Raw genomic sequence first — 18,593 nt, 5'->3', positions numbered from 1 at the left:
CGGTCCGCGGCTCACCGGCCGGCGTCGGCAGCCGACGCCTCGGGTGCCGCGGTGGGCGTGGTCTGGGGGGCGAGTCGCTGGACCAGCGCGGGGATGTCGACGAGCAGTGCGGCGTCGGGCGCTTCGGGGCGTGACGGCTTGCGTCCGGGGTTGAACCAGACCGCGCGGCAGCCCGCGTCGAGGGCGCCGCGGACGTCGGTGCGCCAGTCGTTGCCGACGTGCACGACCTGGTCGATAGAAGTGTCGGTCTGTTCGGCGATGGCGTGGAACATCGCGGCCTGGGGTTTGGCCACGCCGAGTTCGCTGGAGAAGAACAGCCGGTCGAAGTGGTCGGTGAGCCGGTGGCGGTCGAGGATCTGCCGGGTGACGGCTCCTGGGGTCGCCAGGGTGTTGGAGGCGAGGACGAGGCGGTAGCCGGCGGCGGACAGCGCGGCGAGGCAGGCGTGCGCGCCGGGGATCAGCTGGGGGCAGGCCCGCAGCACGGCGTGGGTGTGCGCGACCGTGAGCACCTGGACGAGGGTGTCGTCGGCGTCGATTCCGAGCCGGCGGACGATCGTGCGGACCTGCTCGGGGACCGGGATCTGCCGGCCGTGCTGTCGCTGCTCGTCGAGCAGCTCGGCGCGGACCGCTCGGACCGTGGTGTCCAGGTGCTCGGCGGGGAGGGTGTGGCCGAACGCAGTCAGGGCCAGGTGGAACTCGCGGACCCGCCAGGCGGCTTCGGCGTCCCGGTCGCCGTAGGTGATCAGCGTTCCCCACAGGTCCACGCTGACGACCGTGACGCTCATCGCGGGCGCTCGGGGGTGGTCCGCGGCGGGACGTGCCTGTGCAGCCACCGGGTCGTGGCGGTCAGGTCGTCGCTGCCGAACAGCAGGGAGCCGGCGACCACGCCGTCGGCACCGGCGTCGGCGAGGGGGCCGACGGTCGGCTTGCGGATGCCGCCGTCGGCGAGGATCTTCACGGCTTGGTCGCGGCCGGTCTCGTGCAGGAGGCCGCGCAGGGTTCGGAGGCGGGCGAGCGCGGCCGGGGCGAGTCCGGTGCCTCGGGTGCCGATCGGGGTGCCGACGAGGACGACGACGTCGACCGCGTCGAGGTAGGGGCGGACGGCCGTGACGGGGGTGTCGAGGGTGAGTGCCAGGCCGGCGGCTTTCCCGTGCTGGCGGATCGTGTCGAGGGCCGGGTGGACGTCGTCGCCGGTTTCGGCGTGGACGGTGATGAGGTCGGCGCCGGCCTGCGCGAACAGGGCGGCGAGCGGTGCGGGTCGGCGGACCATGAGGTGGGCGTGGAAGGGGACGGTTGTCAGCGGGCGCAGCGCGGCGAGCAGGTCCGGGAAGAACAGCAGGTCGGGCACGAACTGGCTGTCACCGACGTCGAAGTGGAACAGGTCGGCCACGGGCGAGGCGCGCTCGATCTCGGCGCGCAGGCACGTCAGGTCCGCCGACCAGACGGAGACGTCGACCAGCAGCCGCCCGTCCGGCAGACCAGCCAGCGGCTGACGCGACGAGGCGGCGCGGGTGGTGCTCATCGGGCGAGCTGTTCTTTGCAGTGGGCGACCGAGCTGGCGATCGTCCGGCGGACGTGGTCGTCGTCGTCCTCGAACCGCGGGTAGACCTCCAGCAGCACCGGCACGTCGTCCAGTCCGGCGTTCCGCAGCGCCGCGCCGACCTCGGCGACGTCCACACGTCCCTGCGGGTGGGGCCAGCCCCAGTGCGGGTCGCCCAGACCGTCGGTGTTGTCGAGGTGCACCAGCCGGATCGCCGGGCCCAGCGGGCTGATCCAGTCCGCTGGTGTGCTGTCCGGGCCGTACAGCGGCTGGTAGACGGTGTGACCGATGTCGAGTGTCAGACCGACCGGCACCTCGGTGCGTCCGGTCAGGTCGCGTATCAGCTGGTCGGCCTGGTCGACCGTGGCCGGGATCTCGCGGGCGATCGGCGTCGGTTCGACGAGGAACTCGGCGAGACCGACAGCTGCGGCGTGGTCGGCGACGAACACCAGCGAGTCGAGCAGGTCGGCGTAGCGCCGTGCCCGGCTGTCGGGGTCCGCGGCGTCCTGGACGCTCAAGGTGCCCAGCGGTCCCCCGACGGCACCGGCGCCGAGCAGCGCGGTCACGTCGCAGGCCCGCCGCCACCAGGTCAGCGCGACCGCCCGCGCTTCTGGGTCGGGATCGAGTAGCCCGCCGGGCAGGTAGTGGGCCAGGCCGACGTAGGCGCTGTGGATGGTGAGGTCCCACGCGGCGGCGGCGTCGGCGATGCGGCGGGCGACCTGGTCACGTTCCCGCTCCGGCCACCACGGGTCGAGCAGGTCGAAGGTGACCTGCACCGTGTCCAGGCCGAGATCGGCGCGGACGAACTCGGCCCACTGCTGCGGTTCCAGCTGGCGTTTGACGGCGAAGCACAGATTGATACCGAGGTTCATGCGGGCTGTCCTCCTGCTGTCGGTGTGCGGGGCTCGGAGTCCGCGGGACCCGAGCCACCCGCGGTGGTGTCCGTCCGCCCGCCATGCAGGTGCGCGGCTAGCGTGGCGGTGAGCTCGTCGAGGGAGTGGCTGATGCCACCACCCAGCGCGTAGTCGATCATCAGGTTGTTCGAGTCGGTGCCGCCGAAGCGGCGGGAGTCGGTCTGCAACCCGAAGCAGGTCTTGCCGGCTGCATACGCGAGGCCGAGCTCGAAACAGGCCCCTTCGTCGGGCACCCGGCCGTCCAGGACGAGCAGGAACAGCTCGCAGTCGCCGACGGCCGTGCAGTCGGCGGTGAACAGCCGGGCCCGGACGGTGTGCTCGTCGGCGCCGGCGCGGATCAGCGGCGCGGCTTCGCCGGCGTCCCGCTGCGGCAGGTAGGTGTCGAGTCCCAGGTTCCGCAGCACGCGGTCGACGGTCAGGTTGAACTCCTTCTCCGCCTGGCTGAACAGCGGCGCGGCGATGTAGACCCTCACCGCTGACCGTCCTCCGCCGTGGCCGGGTGGGCGGGCGGTGGGGGGACGAAGCCGACGGCGTCGAGGGCGGCGAAGAACTCCTCGGCCCGATGGTCCGGGTAGGTGCCGTCCCGCATCGCGGGCACGTAATAGTCGGCGACCCGCGCCCAGGTCCACGGGTCGGTCTCGAACGGCGCGTCAATGCCGTTGTTGACCAGGGAGATCCAGCGGCGCAGGCAGCTGGAGCACCGCCCGCAGTGGGTCGCCGCGCTGTCGGTGCGTGAGCAGGAGAACGTCAGCAGCAGGTTGCCGGCCGGCAGGCCCTGGCCGAGGTACCAGGCGACGATCTCCGTCTTGGTCATCTGCCAGAACGGACTGTCCAGCCAGACCGGCCGCCCTGACAGGTCTGTGATCATCTGGCTGATCTGGCGGAACGCCTGGGGGCTCTTGTCCGCGGTCGCGTCGCCCTTGACCCCGACGCACCAGATCCGCTCGGCCCGGTTCGCGGCGAGCATCGCGAGGTAGACGTTGCGCAGCGGGATGATCGCGTTGTCGGCTTCCCATCGCGACAGGTCGAGTTCCCGGCTGACGCTCACCTCGATGCCGCACCGGTCGACCAGCGCGGTGATCGCGGCCCGTTCCTGGTCGCGGTAGCGGTGGCCGAGGTCGAAGTACAGCGCCGGGGGTTTGTCGAGGTAGTGCCAGGCCGGGAACGAGTCCAGCCCGGCGGAGAACAGCAGCACGTCAGACACCAAGATCTCCTCTTACGGTGGGAACACCGAGCAAGGCCAGCAGGTCGTGTTCGATCTCGTCGGCGACGTCGTCGGCCTCGCGCAGGTCGACGACGACGGGGACCACCACGTCGGGGAAGGCGGCGACCACGTGCCGGTAGGCGGCGTCGAACCGCGGCAGGAACAGCAGACGCTCCACCGAGTCCGGCACTCCACCGCCGCGTCCGCGCAGGATCGCCCGTTCCCGTGCCAGGGGCCACGGGACGTCCAGGAAGTACGCCCGGTCCGGGACACAGAACCACGGGGCGACGCACCCCCGGAGCTGGTCGAGCAGCGCGCTGTCGGTGACATCAGGGCGCGTTTCGCTGAGAATCGTCAGGCAGTAGGCGATCTTGGAGTAGACGCCGTGGTCGACCACCACGACGTCGTGCGCCTCCAGCGCCGGCCGGTAGAAGTGGTTGTGGTGCCACGCCTCCCGGCACAGCCGCGCGAACACGTCGACCGTGGCGTGATGAGGGTGACGGAACCCGCCGGTCCCCGTCCTGGCCCGCAGCGGCTCGCGTTCCAGCCAGCGCGACAGCCGACCCACCACGCCTGGCAGCGGCCCGTAGTGCACCACCTCGACGTCGAACCCTTGACCTGCCAGGCGGCGGCCGAGCTGCCCGGCCATGGTCGTCTTCCCCGCTCCCCACAGCCCCTCGACCGTGACGAGCACACCGCTGCGCGGGCGCAGGCGACTAGCCGTGGGACCGGCAGTGACGGGGGAACTGGGGTGGTCAGTGGCCACGGGCGTTCCCCCACAGCAGCACGTGCAGACGCGGCGAGAGGTTCCAGCCCCGTTCCAGGGCGATCTCGGCCAGGCGCCGCATACCGGCCAGCACGTTCGGCTCGTCGGTGCCTTCCGGCATCACCCACACCGGGGACAGGCCGAAACGACCCTCCAGCTCCCCGATCTCGGCGATCTCCCCGACGGCGGAGACCACGAACTTGAACACGGCCTTGCCGCAGCCCGCGAACGCCGTCAACGCCGCCGGAACGATCCGCCGGCCCGCGGCCACCCGCGAACCCGACAACTTCGGCGAGACGGTGAACCGCTCGACGACCTCGACCATCTCCGCCGTCGGCGCCACGGTGCCGTTCGTCTCGATCTCCACCTGCCGTCCCGCACGCGCGAGCGCGGCGACCAGCGGAAACAGGGCCGACTGTTGCAGCAGCGGCTCCCCGCCGGTCACGACCACACGGGTCACCGGCGAGTCCAACGCCCAGCCGAGCAGCGTGCGCTGGCTCAGCCGCTCGCTATGCGCGTCCACGTCGAACCGGTTCCTGTCCCACGTATGCGGCTCGTCGCACCACACGCACGACAGGTTGCAGGCCGACAACCGTATGAACAGCGCCCGCTGGCCGGCCGTCGGCCCCTCACCCTGAAACGTCGGACCGAACCGCTCCACGACCACAAGCCCACGCGACGTCGCGGCACGCGGCGGCGCACCCGGGGAAGCCCGCATCACCGCGACTCCCCGATCAGGTACTCGGCCCAGCTGCTCGGGGTCTCCGACACCCGGACCGCCACGAGCCAGCCGTGCACCCCGGGCTCCACCTGGGTCAGAAACCACCGGGCCAGATGCTGCGCGAGCGCTTCGCTGGTCGGCTCGACGTCCAGCACCTCGTTCAGATCACGGTGATCGAATGCCTCGGCGAGATAACGACCGGCGACGGCGAGATCACCGAAATCGGTGACGAACCCCGGACCGGCCAGCTCCGAGGCTTCCAGCACGAACTCCACCGTGTACGTGTGGCCATGAACGCGGAAGCACTTGTGGTCGGCAGGCAGGCTCGGCAGGTGGTGCGCGGCATCGAAGGTGAACCGTTTCCCAATCCGAAAGGTTGCCGCACCGGATATCCGACTTTCGATCACTGCGCGCTCCATCCTCACCCTCCAAGAATCCCGGCCGCGACACACGGCCATGTCGCGGGCCAGCACTATCCGAGTGGAGAACTGTCGCAGCATGCGTCAGCTGCTCCATCGCCGGAACCACAGGAAGACCAGCATGGCGATGTGCGCCTGCCTCGGTCATTCCCTGGACCACGAAGAAGTCGTTCCCCGCTCCGCGAGGTCCTGACCAGGGAGAATGGCAACCCGGCGGTCGATGACTTCGTGGCAAGCGGTGACGATGCAGGCGTCGCTCCCGCAGGGGCTGCGGCACAGCAGGTGCGACAACACGCAGCGCGGCTGCGTCTTCTGGGCCCGACGGATCGGAATCCTTGTTTCTGCTCCTGCTCGCCGGCGTCGATGCGGCAGCGGCAAGCATTGAAAGATGGCGTCCTGGAGAGCGACTGGAGATCGATGCGATCCTGGCAGGTATCAGAGCGGTTCCGTGCTGTGGGCTTGGGCGATGGCGTTGATGCGCCGCGCGAGATCGAAGTCGGCCGCAGTGAGCCGGAGCCCGGCGTCGTGGGTGGTGATCCCGAATCGGATGCTGTCCCAGCGCAGGTCGATGTCCGCGTGACGGCTGATGAGCCGCTCGATGTCGGCGACGTGCACGATCAGGGCGACTCTGCGGTGGTAGCGGACGCGGAAAATTTTTGGTGATCTCCTGGCCGACGCGGGCCCAGCCGGGTGCTCGCGCAGCCGGGCCTCGATCTCGTCATCGGCCAGGGTCGCCGGAACATCCGGCACGTCGGGTCTCCTTCAGAGCCCGAAGATCTTGTCGAGGTCGCGGCCGACGGCCATCCCTTCCAGAGCCGTGCAGCTTCCCGCAGGCGGGGACCATCGCACGCTCGACCTGTCGTATGTCAGGCCAGCAACTCCGCTCCGGCATGGCCTGTTCTCTACCCTGCTCCATGTACTGACGCGATTTCCTGGATGCGCCTGGCGAGCTCGATGTCGTGCTCGGCGACGTAGCCGCCGATGTCGCTGGAGCTGATGGACACGTGCACGGTCTTGTAGCCGAGCGTCGCGTCGGAGTGATGGCCGAACTCGTTCTGAATGGCGGCGATGTGCATGACAAACGCCGCGCCCTGGACGTGGGGTATCGAGTAGAGCCGTTCGATGCGTCGGCCGTCGGTCGTCCATCCGTCCAGGGTCTTGAGGTGTTCCTCGATCTGTTCGGGTGACAGCGCCTCAGCCATGATCCCTCTCTGGTTCGTCGATGGTGACGGACGCGAGCGCGTCCGCCAGTTCCTGGCCGATGGAGTGAGCACGCCACGGGGCCATCGCCACGGCGACCGTATCCAGTTCCCGCCGGGCACGTGCGGAGCCGGTCTCCACCGCGAGCGCGCTTGCCTGGCGCGCGAGTTCCACTGCCCGTTCCGGTTCTCCCTGCCGCGCTGCGGCGACCGCGTGGCGTGCTGACCAGACCCCGACGTCGCGGCGGGCTGACGGGGGTGCGGCAGGGATGATCTGCTGCCAGAGCCGGTCGGCGTCGTCTGCGAGGCCGAGCCGTCCGTAGCAGGTGGCGCGTTGCACTTCGACGTAGCTGTCGGTGCGGCGGCAGGCCGTGCCCCACTCCTCGACGTCGACCTGGTCCACGCGCCGGCCAGCTTGATCGAGCAGGAGATCGACCTGGCGGCGGTCACCGCGCAGCGAGGCGCCGTGTGCCTGCTGCTGCAAGGCGAACACCTGAACCTCGGGTGAAAGGTACTGCGCGTCGACTAGCACGGCCTGGCACAGGTCGATCACAGTTGCTGTGTTGCCCAGGTCGGTGAAGGCCATCGCCCGGTCGACCAGCGCGCAGGCGACGGCGTCACGTTCTCCACAGCGGTGCGCCAGTTCCAGGACGGCGTCGTGGCAGCGCATCGCGGCGCCCGGATCGCCGGCGTCCAGCCACAGCCAGGCCGCGAACGCGGCGAACGACGAGCGGACCTTCGCCATGAGCTGGCGGGTCGAGCCGTCCGCTGAGTCCACCAACTGCGCGATGACCTCACTTGAAGGCAAACGTGCCGATCAGCGCGCCGGAACCTCGGCAATGCCGGTCACCAAGGCGCGATCCTGGCAGGGGTGTCAAAGCGGTTCCGCGCTGTGGGCTTGGGCGATGAGGTCGATACGTCGCGCGAGATCGAAGTCAGCCGCGGTGATCCGATGCCCGGCGTCGTGTGTGGTGATCCCGAAACGGATGCTGTCCCAGCGCAGGTCAATGTCCGCATGATGGCCGATGAGCCGCTCGACGTCGGCGACATGCACGATCAGGGCAACCCCGCCGTGGTAGCGGATGCGGAAGGACTTGGTGATCTCCTGGCCTACGCGGGTCCAGCCGGGTAGCTCACGCAGCCGGACCTCGATCTCGTCGTCGGCCAAGGGCACGGGAACGTCCGGCACGTCGGGGCTCCTTTAGAACGCGAAGATCTCGTCGAGGTCGCGGCCGACGGCCGTGCCCTTCCAGGGTTCTGCGGCTTGCCGTAGGCCGGCGAGCTCACGGCGAATCCGCACCGACCCAGTTTCCACCGCCACGTCCGCCGCGAGCTGTCCGGCCTCGACCGCTCGCCCCAGATCGCCGTTCTGGACACACGCGGTGGCCTGACGGGCGAGATACACGCCGCGATCCCGCCGGGCATGGGCAGGCATCGTTGCGAGGACCTGCTGCCACAGGCCGGCGGCGGCCGTGGCCAGTCCCAAACGTCCGTAGCAGGTCGCGCGTTGCACCTCCAGGTAGGCCGGCGTGCGCCGGCAGGCGTTGCCCCACGGCACGCCGTCGTCGCATCGCTCCACGAGCGGGGCCGCCTGGTCCAGGACGGAGTCGACGGTCGCGCGATCTCCGACGAGCGACGCGCCGTGGGCCTGCTGCTGGAGTGCCAAGACCCGCATCTTCGGGCTGAGTCGACCGGCGTCGGCCAGGACCGCGCCACACAGGTCGAGTGCACCGAGGCCATCGGCGAGATCGGTGCGAACGGATGCGTGGTTGAGCAGCGCGTAGGCGACGAGCTGGTGGTCCCGGGAGCGTTGTGCGGCCTCCAGCGCGACGCCCCGCCAGACGGACGAACTCGCAAGGTCACCGGCATCCTGATGGAGCCAGCCGATCAACGAGGCGTAGGCCGCGCTTACGCCGAGGAGGGCCCGCCGTGTGTCCCCGTGGGCGGTCGCCACCAGATTGCCGATGAGCGTGTGCTGGGCGGTGACGGTGCTGATCAGCTCGCTGGGGCCGAGCATCATGTCCGCTCGGTAGTGGCCTTCCAGCTGCTGGTTGAAGTAGTCGACGAGGGCAGGGTCTACGTTCCGCAGGGCGGGCCTGCCGAATGTGAGCACGGTGGCCGTCGCGGTGACGAAGTCTCGTCGATCGAGGTCGGGCATGACGGCTCCCGTAGCATCTGCGGGCCTCATGACCTGCGGTGCTGGTACGGCTGGCATCGTGATCTGTCTGCCTCTGCGAGGCTGGCCTGAGTCGTCCGCGAGCACAGGAGCCGGCGCTGATCCACGTTCCGGGTCCGCCGCAGGGTTCCCCCGCGCGGTGTTGATGAGGAGCATGTCGGCAGGGGGAAGGTGTTCGCGGTCGTCGAGGTCGATCAGGTTGTGGATGCTGGTGTCGTAGACCTCGGCGAGCAGGGCGAGGATCTGGGGGGTGGGCCGGCGGCGGTTGTTCGGTAGCGGCCAGTTCTCCAGTTCCGACAGCTTCGGGCCGGTCATGGGCGCGGCGCCGTCCGGGTCGAGGCCGGCGTGGGCGGCGTGGGCGTTGATGTGGTTCGCGGCCTGCGTCTGGGTCCAGCCGCGGGCGTGGCGGTGGGCGGCGCGGGGACGGTAGTGGTAGCGGCGGGCGAACTCGATCGCGATCTCGTTGTGGCTCATCCCGACCGCGCGCATCCGTGCCCGCGACTCATCCTGTTCAACACGCTGACTGGGTCTGGGCATGAGACAGGCTCCTTCCATCAGGACTTGGGCGCCGCCATCCAGAATGATGCGCGGGTCGACGCGCAGCAGAGTCATGGGATAGGCACATGGTCACGATGGGTCCTCTGGCGCGGAGATCTCACCGGCGGGTCGACGCGCTGGCAGGGAATTGAGAACGGGACGCCAGGCGAAGGAGGTGGTGCCGTCGGGGGGCCCGATCGCGTTGGTCGGCAGGACGGTGAACCCGTAGGCGGTCAGATCGCGTAGGGCTCGGGCGAAGGCCGGGTGGGCGGCGAGGGTGGGTTTGACGTAGGGGGCGATGACGACGCGGAGCCCGAGTCCGATCGCTTCGTTGATGACGCCGAGCGCCGCGTTGTCGTTGATCCCGGCGGCGCACTTGTTGATCGTGTTGAAGGTCGCGGGGGCGACCGCTACGGCGTCCGCGGGTGGCAGGCGCGGCTCGTCCGGCCGCCGGGGTCGAGAGCGGACCGGGTGGCCGGTCAGCCCTTCCAGAGCGTGCACGTCCAGCCAGGTCGTGGCGATCGGCGTCGGTACGAGACAGACTGCCCATCCATCGCCGTGGACGTGGCGGATCAGCTCGTCGACCTGCGCGGCGGGTGGGGCCGCGCAGACCACCAGATGCAGCATCGGTCGTCCACCGGTCACGTCGTGACTCCGGCCTGCTCCGCGACGCTCCGTAGGACCGAGACGGTGGAACCGCGGGCACGGCCGAGCAGCGTCGCCAGCACAGCCCGAGCTGTCGGATCAACCCTCAGCAGCTGCGGCGCCCGGCGGGCGACGTCAAGGATGTGCACCGCCGCGATGGCATCCTCGCCCAGGCGGGCATGCCCGTCGGCAAGATCTACGTGCAGACGTGCGCGCCTGCCGGCCAGCGGGGGTGGCAGCAGACGTGTGTCGATCTGCTCGCCGACGCCGACCGCCTCTGTCGGATCGTCCAGTACCAGGGCGGCGGTAAGGGTGTGGATCGCGACGTTCGTCGGCCCGAACGCCGACCACAGCCGGTTGTCGTCCCGGCCAAGCGCGTCAGCCTGCTTGACCGCGGCGGTGAGCCGGCGGCGGCCTTCCGTCCGCTCGCCTTGGCGGATCGAGGTCATTGCCGAGAGCAGAAGAAGAGCGCCCCGCGCGGACGAGAGGTCGCGGTGGTCCTCGTCGCCTGGTCGCTGGTTCAGGGCGTCGAGTGCGCTGACCGCGACCCGTTCGGCGTCGGCCAGCCGTCCCGTGTCGTGGAAGACGCAGGCGATCTGTCTGCGCGCTGTCGCCAGCAGCGCTGGCGCGTCGGCGGCGAGCGCCGCGTGTTGGCCACGGTCTGCGGCCAGCCAGGCGAGATCGTGGTCGCCGGTCTTGGTCGCGAGCTTGGCGGCAGCGATGTACGCGACGGCCTGCGTCCGCCGGATCGCGCGGTGGTTCACGCCAGTCGGCGGATCGACCGTGAGTGTCTCGATGCCCCGCACCACCGCGGGGAGAAGTCTCGCCGTGCCTGCGTAGTCGGCCCGCTGGTAGCGGTCGTGGCACTCCCGCGTGCGAGTGTCAAGGTCGGCAGGGCCCGCGAATGAGGCCGGGTCGGGATCGGTGGACCACTCCGCCGGTGCCGTGATGGCTTCTCGCAGATCAGCGAGAAGATCGTCCGCGGCCGGGAACACGGTCGACCGGACGCTCACGGACGGGGACGGCGCGGCCGGCTGTCGGGGCAGCACCACAGCAACGCCCAAGGCTGACGCCGCGAGCAGGAACTGCTGCCGATTCGGCGCATCCACCATCGGCGTGACCTCCGAGCCTGCCGACTGCGCTCGTGGGAGCGAACCGACAGCGCTCGCCGGCACGTCCCTCTCACGGATCGTGGTGATGAGCAGCAGATCAGCAGGAGGCATCTGCTCGCGGTCGTCGAGGTCGATCAAACCGTGGATGCTGGTGTCATAGACCTCGGCGAGCAGGGCGAGGATCTGGGGGGTGGGCCGGCGGCGGTTGTTCGGCAGCGGCCAGTTCTCCAGTTCCGACAGCTTCGGGCCGGTCATGGGCGCGGCGCCGTCCGGGTCGAGGCCGACGCGGGCGGCGTGGGCGTTGATGTGGTTCGCGGCCTGCGTCTGGGTCCAGCCGCGGGCGTGGCGGTGGGCGGCACGGGGCCGCAGCTTGTAGCGGCGGGCGAACTCGACAGCGATCTCGTCGTGGGACATACCCACCGCGCGCATCCGGGCCCGCAACTCCTCCTGCTCCACACGCTGGCCGACCTTGCTCATGAGGACACCGCACTTCCTCCCGACCCGAGGGGTGATCTCCAAACCTTCTCTCCCCTAAAACGAACCGTTTCACCGTAGCCGTGTGGTCACGAGCGGCGTCCAGGAGCCACGCCGCCGAAGCGGGGCGGGAGAAGGCGGGGTGCCTCGGCCGGACCGCTGGTGGCTCCTGGCGGTGATCCAGCGGCGGGTGCGATGGGATTTCCAGGGATCTCAATGCTCCCGGTGGCATCCGGGCACGCTATCGAATAGGGCCTCCCTTGCGGCCCGCGCGAGAGTGGCTTGTGCGGTCGCCGCGATCCCGAGCCGATTCCAGTGGAAGATCACATGCAGCGAGATGATCGCGCGAATTCCGCGTGTGAGCCGACCTTCTCCCCGAAGGTTTCGAAGTCCGCTGCCCGCTTGCTGGAAGGCGGTGAGCCAGCCGGGGGCGATGAGGTCCGCACGGGCGTCGCCGAGGAGGAAATGGCGAACATCGCTGATAAACGAAGCCCGGACCTGGGGGTCGGCTGGTAGGTCGGCGAGGCCGGGACGCTGCTCGACGATCCGGGCCCACACGTCGCCCTGCTCGTTGGCATCGAGTCCTGCCGCGCGCATGAGTGCGGTGCACAGGAAGAGGGAGTGTTCTCTGCGGTCGGCGGGGTCGTCGCGGAGGAAGGTGAGGAGATGACGGCTGTCGTGGTGGAACAGCGCGTGTGCGATGTCCATGCTGCTGGGACCGCCGAAGGCGTGCACCTCGGGTTCGTAGATGTCGGGTGTCCAGCGGACGCCGTCGGTGAGGACCCGGTGCACGGGGTCGGGGTTCGGCTCGTCGCGGCTGTTCGCGGCCGTGGGTAGGTAACGCAGGCGCCAGGCGCCTTTGCGGATGAAGAACCAGGCGGTGAGCAGGCCGTCGGCTTCGGCGGCGGGCAGGACGCGGACGAGATGGTCGACGGCACGGCGTTCGCGCTGATGACGGTCGGCGCCGGGATAGGTGATGTTCACCTGCTTCCAGGCTGTCTCATCCATGAGCGGCCCTTTCGGTTAGCAGAGCAGGAGGCAGGCGTCCCAGCGGGTGGTGGTCCCTGCGGCAGCCAGGTCAGAACCGGCCGAGCCGTCGAGAAAGCCGGTGGATTTTGTGGGTGTGGCGTGCTGGTGCAGGTGCGTCAGTGGTCCGATGGAGATCGGAGTGAGCGCGTCGGCGGTGATCCGGCGGCCGACGGTGAGCAGCCCTGCGGTGCCGTGGCACAGGCAGCGGTCGCTGAGGCGGCCGAGTTGCGTCGGGTCGGTGATGCAGGCGACGAAGGCCGCCTCAGCGTCGCGCTGTCGGGTGGTGTCGCCAAGAGCGTGGCCGGCGAGCTGCTGGGCACGAGCGACCCCGGGCGTGCCGTAACACCACGACGGGCGCACCGGGCCGCGCTGGTGAGGTTCGGACCGGTCGAGATCGTCGAGTGTGACGAACTCCGGCCACCACACACTGCCCTGGGTTTGTCGTTTCCACCTGTCCAGCCACTGGCAGATCCGGTCGAGGGCCTCCGCGTGGCCGGGGACCGTGACCCCGTCGATCAGCGTGAGAGCAAGGAGAGCGAGTGGGCCAGTGACGCCGTGGGCGATCCCGTGGTTGCTGTGTCCGCCGGCTGGACCCGTCTGGTTCCGGTTCGGACCATGGGAGCACCACCAGCCGGGGAGGCCCTCCATCGGCTCGGTGAGTCGTACCAGGTAGCCCAGCACGTCGCGGAGCAGGTCGAGATCGCCGACGCGACGCAGGGCGACACCGAGGCCGGTCAGCCCGCGGATGAGGTCGAACTCGGCGTACTGCGGTCGCTGGCGGCTGTCGATGCGGCGGTGGGCTGCGTCCAGGCGTCGGCGGGCGACCGTCGCGGTTCCGGCGGCGGCGGTCGCCTTTGCGCGGGCGAGGCCCGGTTGGTCGCAGGCGGCGAGGACGAAGGTGAGGGCGGGGGCGCCGTAGTAGAGGCTGGCGCCCTCGGCAGTACTGACCCCATCGGCGATGGCCTGCCCCAGTGCCATGTAGGTCGCCGGCCAGTTGCCGGTTTCCAGGTGAAGCAGGGCGATGCCCGCCGCTCCCTCGGCGAGCGACTGGCCCGCGATCATGATGCCCGCCGAGCGAGGTCGGTGTGGGAGACGGCACGGGCCAGGCGCAGGCAGTACCGTTCGCAGGCGGTGTCGGGTCCGATCATGCGGGCGTGGTGCAGATGCAGCAGCTCGGCCAGCAGCTGATCGGTATTCAGGCCGTCCCGAGTGGCGAGAGTCCGGTAGGTCGCCAGCGCCGAGGCCAGGCCGGCATCTCCGTACGGGACGCGGACGGCTGCGAGCTGCGCTGGGCTCAGCCGGGGCCCGCCCTGGTAGGGCGCATGTTCGACAAGCCAACGCGCACCGGCCCCGGTAAACCCGTCAGCGATGGCGATCATCCCTGCCGCGGTGGCGGCTTGGCGATCACCGGACAGGCGTCCGAGGGCGGCGTGGGAGTCGGCGGCGAACACCGCCTCGGCCGCGGTGAGAGCCTGCCCGGTTCCGTAGCGGGTCTCCGGCCGGTAGGTGGCCAGCATGTAGTCGGCCAGCAGCCCGTCGTCGTGCAGCCGCTGTGCCCATCCGGCGAGGTCGTGGGCGACATCGGCGAACCGGGCCGTGTGCGCGAGAGGGATGCGGAGACGCAGGTGGGGCTCCGGATGCGGGTGGCGCAGAAACCACCACCCTCCCGGCAGGTTGGGAAAGTCGCCCAGGCGGGCGAGGATCTGATCGGACTGTCCGTGCAGGCGGATGTCGAGCCAGCGGGCCGGGCCGGGCCGGTGGGTGAGGGTGCTGACGGGTCGGGCTTGCCGGTCGGCCGGGTGAGGGTCGGCCGCGATGCGGGCCAGGGTGAGCAGGAACTCGGCGGGTCGGCCATCGATCCAGTCGGCCGGCCCGCCGGCCTCGGTGAGGACGGCGCGGCCGTGTCGGTCGAAGTGGCTGCGCAGTACCGCGAGATGGGCGTTCTCGTCGAGGTCGAGGCGCAGCCGCACATCGTCGTCGCCCACCAGCACCTCGCGTGGCAGACGGTGACGTTCGCGATGTCGCTGCCAGGCCGCTTTCCAATCCGGCCAGCTCGCGGCAGGGGAACCAAGCGCGGTCGCGGAGATGGTCCAGCGGGCCGGGTGGAGGATCGAACGGCCCCGCCGCACTCGTGGGAGGAACGGCAGTCCGCGGGCGTGTCCCCAGTCGAAGCGGGCGCACGGCGCCGTGCCCGCCGTCCAGATCTCCGTGAGGAACCGGACCAGGGGCTGCTGGCCGGTGGGTAGGCGCACGCAGTTGACCAGCAGCGGCTCCACCGGACGGCCGGTCGAGCGGGACAACAGCCACAGCCCGTCGCTGTCGGCGGCCACAGCCAGGTCCGCCACGGTCCACCTCGGACCGGGATGGAAGTCGCCAACGGGCAGTAAGGGCAGGAGTTCGGGTGCACGGGCGACGGCGGCCAGGCGCACGTCCAGCGGAGGTGCGGACAGCTGCACGCTGGCAGCACCGGGCGTCGCCGTCGGCAGACTGGTGTAGACGCCGCGGAAACGCTCCAGCTCGGCGGGGGTGAGCAGGTGCAGGAACCGGGCCGCGGCGACACCGGCGTGGCGGGCCCCGCTCACCACCGTCAACATGAACCTGCCACGGTCGAGATCACACGGTGTGCCGGCAGCGAGGGCGAACCGCAGCTCGGTATGCGGGATCGGCGGACGGTCATCGTCCCCGCGCAGCGATCCGAGCAGTTCGTCGTCGAGAACCACCTCGGTACCGCCGTCCAGCGCCGACTGCTGGGCGAGCGCCGTGAGCAGCCTGTCCCGGGCGGTAAACGTCACGGGGCCACGGCGCGGTGAGCCCCGGTACCCGGCGGGAAAGCCCAGGACGGCCAGAACGTCGTGGAGCGGCACCGCCGCGCGAGGACCCCACCGTTCGAGGAACGCACGATGGTAGGCCGCCCAGCCCACCAGACGCGGCGCGACGGCGACGAGTGCCGAGGCCGCGTCCGCCGCCTCGCGGACCACAGCGGGAGGAAGCGTCACTGAGCAGTCGATCCGCAGATCGACCGCGATCTGGCCGTTGGGTTCAGGAAGGGCAAAAGAGTCGGCAAGGTGCTCGGCTCGGTTGGTCACGGTCATAGGCGGCCGGATCGCGGACACCAGCACCCCCGCGCGCACCAGCGCGGCAAGCAGGCTCTCGGCCGCCGCCACGTTGGCCGGTGCGCCCCACATCGTCGCGGCCAACTGGCTAAACGCGATCGGGGTGCGTGCGGTCTCGATCGCTACGCGTACGGGGTCGGTCAGATCGATCTCGGCGTCCCACACCCGGTCGCCGTCAATGTGAGCGCAGGGCACCACCCATATCCCGCCGCGGGCATACCCCAAAGAGTTGGTCACGACCTGGACCGTCCGCAGCATCGCCAGGTTCTGCTCCGCCGCTGACACCTGCTCGGCGACCTGGCGTTCGTCCGGTCGAACCACCTCGTGATGCTGCTCGCCCCACCGGACCACCGCGCGGGGGCCGAACATGACCGGAGCGACGCCGGCGAACCGGCCGAACGGAGTCGCACGAGTCGTCCACCTCAGCAGATATCGGACCGTCGCCTCGACCAGACGACACAGCCTGCGCCGGTCCATGGGCTCATCGGCAAGAGCACGTTCGATCTGGGTGGCCAGGTGAGGCGCGGCCTGCTCGACGGCAGCCGCGAACTCCGCAAACCGCCACACCTGGCGCAGCCACCCCAGCCACTCGTCGGGCTGGCCCAGAGTCAGGTCCGGCCATGCCGGAAGCATCAGATCTCGGGGGTAGGAGGCGACCCTGATCAACGCCGCGTCGACCGCTTGGTACATCTGAAGGCTCCGCGTAGCCGGGCGAACGGGTCAGTCGCTGGTCGTCGTGCAGGCTTGCGACTCCGTGTTGCCGGAGCCGCACTCGTCGTCGGTACTGGTCGCGTGACCGCTCGCCAGAGGACCGGCGTCGACCAGGCGCAGGTTCAGCTCGTACTCGGGGTTGTCCATCAGGGGGTTCCCTTCTGCTCGGGAGTGAAGGTCAGGACGAGGCGGCTGTGCCGTTTGTCCAGGACTGCCCCGTCCGGCAGGTCGCCGTCCGGGGTGTGCGCGGGAAGGACGTGGAGCCGCGGTGTCGGGTTTCCCGCGTCGACCCACGCACGCATGTGTTCGACCATCCGCTCCGCCGCTGCTGCGGCGGCGGGTCCGTGGGCGTAGGCGCCGAGATCGAACCGCCGGTCGGTCCAGCGCAGCGCCGACCGGTAGGCGAAGGTGGCGTCATCGTCGAGGGTGGCAGGGGTGCCGAATCGCCAGCCGGGAGCGACGATGCCGGATTTGACGGCGGTCGCCTGTGCGGACAGCACCACGAAGTGCGTCTCGTAGGTGAGGCGAGTCGCCAGCCACAGATCTAGGTCGGCCAGGATGGTGACGGGCGGCAGGCTCAGCCCTGTCCACGCCTCCTCACGCGGCTGTGCGAGCAGAGCACCGACGACGGCGGGGTCGTGGTCGACCCGCCGGTCTTCGTCCACGCGCAGGTGGACGCCTTCGGCGATGTCGAGGTAGCGCATCTCGTGGGCTCCGTCGCCCTGCATGGAGACGAACCCGCACTGGCGGCGGCTCTCACTGACCAGGCGGTCCCCGCGGCGCCGCAGCGCCCACGAGCGCGTCATCCCGAACGTGCGCAACGGCACGACCAGTACCCCGTCCTCGGTGAGCTGATCACGCCACGCAGGCGGGATGTCCCACGCCCCGACCGTAACGATGATCAAGTCGTACTGGCGGACCGGCTCGACCGGGTGCTCAGCATCCGCACACACGACCGTGACGTCGGTGTAGCCCGCCGCCGCTAGGCAGGCGACCGCCCGGCTGGTGATCTCGGGATCAATGTCGACGGTCGTGACCGACCCCGACGGGCCGACGAGCTCGCTCAGCAGCGACGCGTTGTAGCCACCGCTGCCGATCTCCAACGCATGCCGGCCCTCCAGCCCGCCGAGCGCGTTCGCCGCCTGACCGATCATCTCCGCGATCAGGTAGGGCGCCGACACCGAGCTGATGGCTTCCGCGCCTCGCATCTTCTTCAGGACCGCCGCGTTCACGTCGTACGCCTCTTCCAGCGAAAGGCCCGGAGTGAACAGCTCGCGGGGAACGGTCCGCAGCGCCGCCTCCACCTCGGGTCGCAGCACCAGCCTTTTCGCCTCATGATCAGCCGCAAGGCGGTCGACCATCGCGTGACGCAGGCTCTCGCTGCCCATGGTGTCAACGGTCGTCACGATGTCCTCTCCACTGCACGCGGACCGCCTCAGGCCGGGCGGCCCTCATAAACATTGACGATCTATCCGGCGAGTGGACCGGCCTGAAGACCTTCGCCACGCCACCCCTTCACTCCCGCACCGGACGAGCCGATCAGCGCCGATGTGATCACCTCCGCGCCCCTCCCACGAGCCGCTTCGTTGACGGTCGCCCCAGCGGCGAGACGCGTGCACGCGGACCGGGCGCGAACGCGACACATAAACATGATCATCTCGCTCCCCTCGGGTGGTACGGCCCGCGCACCGATCAAGATCGGTGGATGCCGCGTATGGCGCCACACCACGATGGCTGGAGCCCGGGGGGCAAGTCATTCCCACCACGACGAAGCTTCTCTTCGGCTCCCGAGAGACAGCTGACCTGCGCAGACAGTGGTGTCAGGGTGCATCTATCCGGCGCGATCATGCCGATTCGTTCGGCAGGCCCGCCGGCCTCGGCCTCGATCACCTGTCTGGGACCACGGCGACCTGAACCTGTTCCCGCGTTCCGACGGCGTCTGGTCCGGCTCCACCGACGATGCGGCTCCTTCGCGCGACCCGCGGCGCCTCTCTCCCGGCTGATCCTGAGCGGACGGCTGTCGGTGACAGACG

At 70.0% G+C, this 18,593-nt stretch carries 20 protein-coding genes; all 20 read right to left on the bottom strand.

From position 1 onward, the window contains the following. Positions 1-11: 11 nt before the first annotated feature. The 20 genes from ACG83_RS03755 to fxlM all read right to left on the bottom strand — a co-directional run bounded on the left by ACG83_RS03755 (position 12) and on the right by fxlM (position 17,948). Positions 12-785, bottom strand: coding sequence for an HAD family hydrolase (locus ACG83_RS03755; RefSeq protein WP_235497581.1), 774 nt, complete (start codon positions 783-785; stop codon positions 12-14). Continuing rightward, complete coding sequence (locus ACG83_RS03750; protein WP_054564719.1) at positions 782-1,522, bottom strand: ribulose-phosphate 3-epimerase; 741 nt, start codon at positions 1,520-1,522, stop codon at positions 782-784. Before ACG83_RS03750 ends, ACG83_RS03755 begins: the two co-directional genes overlap by 4 nt. After that, positions 1,519-2,412, bottom strand: a complete 894-nt coding sequence (locus tag ACG83_RS03745; RefSeq protein WP_054564718.1) for a sugar phosphate isomerase/epimerase — start codon at positions 2,410-2,412, stop codon at positions 1,519-1,521. The genes ACG83_RS03750 and ACG83_RS03745 overlap by 4 nt, the downstream gene beginning before the upstream one ends. Beyond that, complete coding sequence (locus ACG83_RS03740; protein ID WP_054564717.1) at positions 2,409-2,927, bottom strand: nucleoside 2-deoxyribosyltransferase; 519 nt, start codon at positions 2,925-2,927, stop codon at positions 2,409-2,411. The genes ACG83_RS03745 and ACG83_RS03740 overlap by 4 nt, the downstream gene beginning before the upstream one ends. Further along, a complete protein-coding gene (locus tag ACG83_RS03735; RefSeq protein ID WP_054564716.1) occupies positions 2,924-3,658 on the bottom strand; it encodes a 7-cyano-7-deazaguanine synthase in 735 nt (244 codons plus the stop codon). Before ACG83_RS03735 ends, ACG83_RS03740 begins: the two co-directional genes overlap by 4 nt. After that, positions 3,651-4,424 carry a hypothetical protein gene (locus ACG83_RS03730; RefSeq protein ID WP_054564715.1) on the bottom strand — a complete coding sequence of 258 codons (774 nt, stop codon included), beginning with the start codon at positions 4,422-4,424 and terminating at the stop codon, positions 3,651-3,653. Before ACG83_RS03730 ends, ACG83_RS03735 begins: the two co-directional genes overlap by 8 nt. Further along, a complete protein-coding gene (locus ACG83_RS03725; RefSeq protein ID WP_054564714.1) occupies positions 4,414-5,142 on the bottom strand; it encodes a 7-carboxy-7-deazaguanine synthase QueE in 729 nt (242 codons plus the stop codon). The genes ACG83_RS03730 and ACG83_RS03725 overlap by 11 nt, the downstream gene beginning before the upstream one ends. After that, entirely contained in the window at positions 5,142-5,564 is a 423-nt protein-coding gene (locus tag ACG83_RS03720) for a 6-carboxytetrahydropterin synthase (protein WP_054564713.1), read from the bottom strand. The genes ACG83_RS03725 and ACG83_RS03720 overlap by 1 nt, the downstream gene beginning before the upstream one ends. Before the next feature lie 435 nt (positions 5,565-5,999). Continuing rightward, complete coding sequence (locus ACG83_RS03715) at positions 6,000-6,314, bottom strand: 4a-hydroxytetrahydrobiopterin dehydratase (RefSeq protein ID WP_054564712.1); 315 nt, start codon at positions 6,312-6,314, stop codon at positions 6,000-6,002. A 152-nt stretch (positions 6,315-6,466) separates the two neighbouring features. Next, entirely contained in the window at positions 6,467-6,766 is a 300-nt protein-coding gene (locus ACG83_RS03710; protein WP_054564711.1) for a 4a-hydroxytetrahydrobiopterin dehydratase, read from the bottom strand. Further along, the gene (locus ACG83_RS03705; RefSeq protein WP_235497579.1) at positions 6,759-7,544 is read right to left on the bottom strand and encodes a hypothetical protein; all 786 of its coding nucleotides are present in this window, start codon (positions 7,542-7,544) and stop codon (positions 6,759-6,761) included. The genes ACG83_RS03710 and ACG83_RS03705 overlap by 8 nt, the downstream gene beginning before the upstream one ends. Positions 7,545-7,637: 93 nt before the next feature. Then, a complete protein-coding gene (locus ACG83_RS03700; protein WP_200931262.1) occupies positions 7,638-7,952 on the bottom strand; it encodes a 4a-hydroxytetrahydrobiopterin dehydratase in 315 nt (104 codons plus the stop codon). 12 nt (positions 7,953-7,964) lie between these two features. Further along, positions 7,965-9,476 (bottom strand): hypothetical protein, encoded by a 1,512-nt coding sequence (locus tag ACG83_RS03695; RefSeq protein ID WP_054565394.1) that lies wholly within the window; start codon positions 9,474-9,476, stop codon positions 7,965-7,967. Positions 9,477-9,566: 90 nt separating this feature from the next. Beyond that, positions 9,567-10,121, bottom strand: a complete 555-nt coding sequence (locus ACG83_RS03690) for a flavoprotein (protein WP_134351626.1) — start codon at positions 10,119-10,121, stop codon at positions 9,567-9,569. Next, positions 10,118-11,710 (bottom strand): hypothetical protein, encoded by a 1,593-nt coding sequence (locus ACG83_RS03685; RefSeq protein WP_054564709.1) that lies wholly within the window; start codon positions 11,708-11,710, stop codon positions 10,118-10,120. The genes ACG83_RS03690 and ACG83_RS03685 overlap by 4 nt, the downstream gene beginning before the upstream one ends. A gap of 210 nt (positions 11,711-11,920) precedes the next feature. Further along, complete coding sequence (locus tag ACG83_RS03680) at positions 11,921-12,715, bottom strand: thiopeptide-type bacteriocin biosynthesis protein (RefSeq protein ID WP_054564708.1); 795 nt, start codon at positions 12,713-12,715, stop codon at positions 11,921-11,923. 15 nt (positions 12,716-12,730) lie between these two features. Then, positions 12,731-13,798: a lanthionine synthetase C family protein gene (locus tag ACG83_RS03675; protein ID WP_054564707.1), complete on the bottom strand. Its 1,068-nt coding sequence runs from the start codon at positions 13,796-13,798 to the stop codon at positions 12,731-12,733. Further along, positions 13,795-16,539, bottom strand: a complete 2,745-nt coding sequence (locus tag ACG83_RS03670) for a lantibiotic dehydratase (protein WP_054564706.1) — start codon at positions 16,537-16,539, stop codon at positions 13,795-13,797. The genes ACG83_RS03675 and ACG83_RS03670 overlap by 4 nt, the downstream gene beginning before the upstream one ends. Positions 16,540-16,569: 30 nt before the next feature. Continuing rightward, positions 16,570-16,707 (bottom strand): FxLD family lanthipeptide, encoded by a 138-nt coding sequence (locus ACG83_RS41955; RefSeq protein WP_083473003.1) that lies wholly within the window; start codon positions 16,705-16,707, stop codon positions 16,570-16,572. Then, positions 16,707-17,948: a methyltransferase, FxLD system gene (gene fxlM, locus ACG83_RS03665; protein WP_054565393.1), complete on the bottom strand. Its 1,242-nt coding sequence runs from the start codon at positions 17,946-17,948 to the stop codon at positions 16,707-16,709. Before fxlM ends, ACG83_RS41955 begins: the two co-directional genes overlap by 1 nt. Between the last annotated feature and the right edge of the window lie 645 nt (positions 17,949-18,593).

Origin of the sequence: Frankia sp. R43 (genome assembly GCF_001306465.1) — a bacterium.
Lineage (GTDB): Bacteria > Actinomycetota > Actinomycetes > Frankiales > Frankiaceae > Parafrankia > Parafrankia irregularis.
The sequence above is the reverse complement of the archived record's forward strand: the minus strand, read 5'-3'. Positions and strand labels throughout refer to the sequence as shown.

Coding starts and splice junctions, on each gene's coding strand:
- ACG83_RS03755 (WP_235497581.1), bottom strand. CDS start 785: ATGAGCGTCACGGTCGTCAGCGTGGACCTGTGGGGAACGCTGATCACC.
- ACG83_RS03750 (WP_054564719.1), bottom strand. CDS start 1,522: ATGAGCACCACCCGCGCCGCCTCGTCGCGTCAGCCGCTGGCTGGTCTG.
- ACG83_RS03745 (WP_054564718.1), bottom strand. CDS start 2,412: ATGAACCTCGGTATCAATCTGTGCTTCGCCGTCAAACGCCAGCTGGAA.
- ACG83_RS03725 (WP_054564714.1), bottom strand. CDS start 5,142: ATGCGGGCTTCCCCGGGTGCGCCGCCGCGTGCCGCGACGTCGCGTGGG.
- ACG83_RS03720 (WP_054564713.1), bottom strand. CDS start 5,564: ATGGAGCGCGCAGTGATCGAAAGTCGGATATCCGGTGCGGCAACCTTT.
- ACG83_RS03710 (WP_054564711.1), bottom strand. CDS start 6,766: ATGGCTGAGGCGCTGTCACCCGAACAGATCGAGGAACACCTCAAGACC.
- ACG83_RS03695 (WP_054565394.1), bottom strand. CDS start 9,476: ATGCCCAGACCCAGTCAGCGTGTTGAACAGGATGAGTCGCGGGCACGG.
- ACG83_RS03685 (WP_054564709.1), bottom strand. CDS start 11,710: ATGAGCAAGGTCGGCCAGCGTGTGGAGCAGGAGGAGTTGCGGGCCCGG.
- ACG83_RS03680 (WP_054564708.1), bottom strand. CDS start 12,715: ATGGATGAGACAGCCTGGAAGCAGGTGAACATCACCTATCCCGGCGCC.
- ACG83_RS03675 (WP_054564707.1), bottom strand. CDS start 13,798: ATGATCGCGGGCCAGTCGCTCGCCGAGGGAGCGGCGGGCATCGCCCTG.
- ACG83_RS03670 (WP_054564706.1), bottom strand. CDS start 16,539: ATGTACCAAGCGGTCGACGCGGCGTTGATCAGGGTCGCCTCCTACCCC.
- ACG83_RS41955 (WP_083473003.1), bottom strand. CDS start 16,707: ATGGACAACCCCGAGTACGAGCTGAACCTGCGCCTGGTCGACGCCGGT.
- fxlM (WP_054565393.1), bottom strand. CDS start 17,948: ATGGGCAGCGAGAGCCTGCGTCACGCGATGGTCGACCGCCTTGCGGCT.